The 5,265-nt window shown below is 64.9% G+C and carries 5 protein-coding genes and 1 pseudogene; 3 read left to right on the top strand and 3 right to left on the bottom strand.

From position 1 onward, the window contains the following. Nucleotides 1-685: amidohydrolase family protein (locus tag ACLP9N_RS08185; protein ID WP_442406920.1), on the bottom strand; the 685-nt coding region annotated here is incomplete at its 3' end. 114 nt (nt 686-799) lie between these two features. Here ACLP9N_RS08185 and ACLP9N_RS08190 point away from each other — a divergent pair. Both ACLP9N_RS08190 and ACLP9N_RS08195 read left to right on the top strand, forming a co-directional pair. Next, nucleotides 800-1,636, top strand: a complete 837-nt coding sequence (locus ACLP9N_RS08190) for an SDR family oxidoreductase (RefSeq protein WP_442406921.1) — start codon at nt 800-802, stop codon at nt 1,634-1,636. After that, entirely contained in the window at nt 1,636-2,562 is a 927-nt protein-coding gene (locus ACLP9N_RS08195) for an alpha/beta hydrolase (RefSeq protein WP_442406922.1), read from the top strand. Before ACLP9N_RS08190 ends, ACLP9N_RS08195 begins: the two co-directional genes overlap by 1 nt. A gap of 11 nt (nt 2,563-2,573) precedes the next feature. Here the strand turns inward: ACLP9N_RS08195 and ACLP9N_RS08200 are convergent, their stop codons facing one another. After that, nucleotides 2,574-3,740 (bottom strand): acyl-CoA dehydrogenase family protein, encoded by a 1,167-nt coding sequence (locus ACLP9N_RS08200; protein ID WP_442406923.1) that lies wholly within the window; start codon nt 3,738-3,740, stop codon nt 2,574-2,576. A gap of 4 nt (nt 3,741-3,744) precedes the next feature. Continuing rightward, nucleotides 3,745-4,767 (bottom strand): acyl-CoA dehydrogenase family protein, encoded by a 1,023-nt coding sequence (locus ACLP9N_RS08205; RefSeq protein ID WP_442406924.1) that lies wholly within the window; start codon nt 4,765-4,767, stop codon nt 3,745-3,747. Between the two features lie 146 nt (nt 4,768-4,913). Between ACLP9N_RS08205 and ACLP9N_RS08210 the strand changes: the two are divergent. Continuing rightward, nucleotides 4,914-5,265 (top strand): annotated as a pseudogene (locus ACLP9N_RS08210) (amidohydrolase family protein); the annotation flags it as partial.

Raw genomic sequence — 5,265 nt, forward strand, 5'->3', positions numbered from 1 at the left:
TGTCGCCGTCCGGCGCGAGCCCCTGCGGCACGCCACCGGAGCCGAAGTGCATCGACAGCGGAAGTTCGGCTTCCTCGCAGATGCGCAGGATCGGATCCCAGTGGTCGGTGTGAAACGACGGCAAGCCAAGTTTGTGCGGGGCCTCGATGAACGAAACCGACCTCGCCCCCTTGGCTGCGGTGCGTTCGATCTCGGCCACCGACGCGTCGATGTCCCAGAACGGCACCATCACCAACGGGATCTGGCGCTCGGGGGCGTAGGCGCACCACTCATCGATGATGAAGTCGTTGTAAGCGCTGATGCACAGCTTCGCGAAGTCCTTGTCCTCGGCCTTATGGAAGGTGCTGCCGGCGAAGCCGCCGAAGTTCGGGAAGCACAGCTGGGCCCAGGTGCCCTCGATGTCCATGTCTTTGATGCGGTCGGCGATGTCATGACACCCCGGCAGCATGTCGTCGTAGCTGCGTGGGTCCATGCCGAATTCCCGGGGGTGCTTGCCTGCGACGGCGTTCAGGGCAAAGTTGCCCGACTGGCGCCCTTCGTAGAGCCAGGTGTCGTTGCCGTCGGGAAGCTTCACGATGCGCGGCGCGACGTCCTCGTACTTGGAGGGCAGCCGGTCAAGCCACACGCGGGGATGTTCGATGACGTGGTCGTCAACGGAGATGATTCTTGCGTCTTCGGGAAGCATGTGATCTCTTTCTGACAGATACAACGTCTCAACGGTAGAACGTCACCTGCGTCAGACGCAACGAGCATACTATGCTGACGCGCAGCGAAGTAGCGGCTACCGAGAGGCTCTGACATGGCCGACGCCGACGTGCTCGTGATTACCGGCGGAGCCGGAGGGATGGGGCTTGCTTCTGCCTGCGCTCTCGCAGGGCGGGGCCGCTTGTTGCTGGTCGACGCGGACGAAGGGCACCTGGAAGCAGCACGCTCCATGCTCAGCGAACAGGGAGCGCGTGTCGACACAGTGCAATGCGATGTGACGTCACCCGCCGACGTCGCCGCTGTGGCTCAGCGAGTAAGCGCCTCGGGACGTTTTCGGTGTCTGGTGCACACCGTGGGGGTCTCCCCCGAGATGGCCAACGCCCGGACGGTAATCGAGGTGGACCTCGTCGGCAGCGCGCGCATCACCGACGCAATGTTCCCCCTGGTCGAGCCGGGCAGTTCGGCAATCCTATTCGGCTCGATCGCCGGATACAGCGACGTCGACCCGGCTATCGAGAAGTTGCTGTGCGATCCGCTGTCCGACGGGCTATTCAGCACGCTTGAGCAGGCTCTGGGCCATCCGATCGACAGTGCGACGGCTTACGTGCTGGCCAAGCGCGGGGTGATGCGGCTGACGGAACGGCTGGCCACGCCTTGGGGCGCCAAGGGGGGACGCGTCGTCGCCATCTCGCCCGGCCTGATCGACACCGCGATGGGTCGGCTGGAACTCGAGCGGCAGCCGATAATTCCGCAGATGATCGAGCTGACGCCCGTCAAACGATCGGGAAGCCCGCTGCCCGGCCGCACCGACGACATCGCCGCACTTGTCGCCTTCCTCGAATCCGACGCCGCGACGTTCATCTCCGGATGTGACATCCGCGTCGACGGTGGCCTGGTAGGAGCGGCCAGGCACATGCTGGGAGGCGGTTGATGATGATGCTGCCTCGAGAAGCGCTTGACCCCGAAATCCGCGAAGCCGTTCGCGACATTCCTGACTTCGTATTCTCGGCCGAGACCGTGCCGACGATGCGGGAGAATGCGGTGTTCACGCCCGTCGCGGCGCCCGACATCGAGCACACTGATCTGACGACCGAACCCGCCGGCGGTGTCAGTATGACCGTTCTCCGCCCCCGCGATGCGGTCGGCAATCTTCCGGTTCTGTTCTGGATGCACGGCGGCGGGATGGTGATAGGCAACCGCTTCATGGACGATGCCCGATTGGGCGCATGGTGCCGTCTGCTGTCGTGCGTATGCGTCAGTGTCGAGTACCGATTGGCCCCCGAAGCGCCATATCCCGCGGCGATCGACGACTGCGACCAAGGGTTGCGGTACATCGTTGATCACGCGGCCGAGCTGCGGCTCGATGCGCACCGCATCGGTGTCGGGGGTCGCAGCGCCGGTGGTGGACTGGCCGCAGCTCTGGCGCTGCGTTGGCGTGACAGGGGTGACAATCATGTCGCCTTCCAGTACCTGGAATACCCGATGCTCGACGACCGCATGAATACCCCCTCGAGCCTGCTCGACGGACTCCCGCTGTGGAGTCGCGAATCCAACGCTTTCGGCTGGCACGCCTACCTCGGCGACCACTACGGAACCGACCAGGTGCCATCCGACGCGGCGCCGGCCCGGGCGGTCGAGTTGGCCGGGCTACCACCAACGTTCATCACTGTGGGCACCGCCGACTGCCTGCGCGACGAGGCGATCGACTTTGCCGGGCGGCTTTGCCGAGCCGGTGTCTTGACCGAGCTTCATGTCTACGCCGGCGCGGTGCACGGCTTCGATATGTTCACCGACTGTGCGGTCGTCAGGTGTGCCGCGCATGACAGCGCTGATTGGCTGGCCCGCCAGTTCCGCTGATAAGACCCACGTTAACGCCGTGGACGACTGCGGGGCAGGCCAAGCCGGTTCTCGACGATCAGGCTGCGGAGCACTTCGCTGGAACCGCCGTAGATCGTCGTCGCGACCGCGCTGCGATAGTGCGCGTCCATGCTGCCGTCGACGGGAGCCTCAGGGTCGGTCCAGTCGAGCAGTCCCGACATTCCTGCTATGTCGATCGCGGCGGCCGAGGCACGGACATAGCTTTCCGGGCCGAACAGGGCCGACACCGGCCCCGGTTTCTCGCCGTCGGCATCCAAGAACGCGACACGCAGCCCGAGCAGGTCAGCGACCTCGGCTTCCATCGCCATTCGTGCCAGCCGCTCCCGAACGAGGTGGTCGTTGATCAAGGGGGCGCCGTCTGGCCCGGGCTGCGTGCGGGCGAACTCGAGCGCATCTGCTGCGATCGATCTTGTCCTCGCGCTCGGTGCGATGTTCTGCTCTGCTTCGAGGGCGGCTCGCATCACCGAAAAGCCCTGATGTGCCTCACCGATTCGGTTGGTGTCTGCGACCCGTACGTCGTTGTAGAACACGACGTTCGTGCGTTCGTAGCCCATGGTGTGCACCGCCCGGATCTCGATGCCGGGTGTATCCAGTGGTACGAGCAGCATGGTCAGACCGCGGGTGCCGGACGAACCTGGCTGCGACCGAGTGAGCAGGAAGCAGTAGTCAGCGACGTGGGCAAAGGTAGTAAAGATCTTCTGTCCGTTGATAATCCACTCGTCGCCGTCGCGCTCAGCGCGCGTCGCGCAGGCGAAGACATCTGATCCGCCGGCCGGTTCGGTGTAGCCCAGGCAGATCAGAGTCTCACCGGCGGCGACGCCGGGCAGGATCCTGGCCTTGAGTTCTTCGGAGCCCGTGGCCTTGATCGCGTTCGCCGGCAGCATCGTGGTGCCGGGCCCGATCGTCGGGACGCCGCCCTTGCGCAGGGTGTCCAACAGCACTGACGCCTCGAAGTGGTCGAGTCCGGCGCCGCCTTCCTCGACCGGCCAGGTCGGCGCGACCCAACCGCGCGCACCGAGCTCGCGCGTCAGCGTCCGGTCGACGCCGTCTCCGGTTCGACGCTCGTTCTCGATCACCTCGCGGGTGACGTGCTCAGCGATGAATGCCTCGGCATCGCTGCGGATGCGGCTCCAGTTCGCGGGTTCGGTGAAATCCATTGGCTCAGCGACCTCCCGGGAGAGCGGGACCGAAGCGTCTATCCGCGAGGACGAGAAGCTCACGCCGGGGATCGGCGAACGCCACCGTCCAAGCCTTGGCCCGTCGGTAGTAGAGCTGGATGTCGTACTCCTCGGTGAAGCCGTATCCGCCGTGCACGTGGAGGCTGTGCTGACTGGCTTGATAGGCCGTTTCGGCGGCGAACACGAACGCCATCGAGGCAAGCGCAGGCCCGTCGTCATGTTCGCTGTCCAACGCCCAACACGCCTTCTGGACTAAGAGTTGGGCGCCGTCAAGGGCGCCCAGGATGTCGGCGAAAGGATGCGCAACGGCCTGATACATCCCGATCGGTTGGCCGAACGCCATCCGTACTTTGGCGTACTCGGACCCGATCTGCACAGCTTCCTCGGCCAGCCCGATCAACGCGGCGGCCCGGAGCACACGGACGTTGTCCAGGGCCTTCGCGAACTTGGCCCGCGCAGGCTCGCCATCGGCGAGCGAACGGCCGGTGGCGGCGTCCCATCGCGCCAGAGGCAAGCCGCCGAGGTTGCGGTGCGGGATCGTCGGCTGCCCGTCCGGTCGGGTCACATAACGCACAGATTTGCCGTCGAAAGCCAGCACCGCGTGGGCGATCGCTCCGTCGACGAGAAGTTGGTCGCACACGGGTCGACTGCCCGTTGCCAGCGACACAATGTTCGATCCGGTGAACACGCGCCCCAACAGCTCTTTTTCGCCGAGGCGACCAAGCAGACGGGCCGCGGCCGCGGTCTCCGCGATTGGAATCGGGGCTAGCCGACGGCCCGCCTCCTGCGCGATCAACGCCAATTCCAGCAGGCCGCCGTCCGCGCCGCCGTGATCCGATGGGATGCCGATCCCCAACGCCTCGACCTGGGCGTAGCTCTGCCACAAGGCCATATCCATGCCGGTCGATTCGGCCATCCGAACCCGCTGCGGTGTCGACTCCTTGCGAAATAGCGCGGCGAACGCCTCGCGAACCGCGCGCTGCTCATCAGTCAGACGCAGATCCACCTCGGGCTCCTCCCATACTCGCGCCGTAGCCAGCACCTTACTCTCAACGGAGTTGCTACATGCAGAAAAGTAGAGGCATATTCTCTAACTACGCACTCACTGTTAGAGTCTGACGCATACTAGCCGCCGCGCCAAGGAGGACTTCGATGACACCGAAGCTGGGATTTCCGGTCTTCGATGGTGATAACCACATGTACGAGACGCGCGATGCGCTCACCAAGTTCTTGCCGCCGGAGTACCATGGCGCCGTCCGCTACGTGGAAGTAGACGGACGGACCAAGATCGCCACGCTGGGACAGATCAGCGAGTACATCCCCAACCCGACCTTCGATAAGGTCGCCGCGCCGGGTGCCCAGGAGGACTACTTCCACAACGGCAATCCGGAAGGCAAATCGCATCGCGAGATCCTGGGCAAGGCGATCGAGGCAACCCCCGCGATGCGTGAACCGGCGCCCCGGCTAGCGCTGCTCGACGAGCAGGGCATCGACAAGTCGATGA

Source organism: Mycobacterium sp. (assembly GCF_052144515.1).
GTDB lineage: Bacteria > Actinomycetota > Actinomycetes > Mycobacteriales > Mycobacteriaceae > Mycobacterium.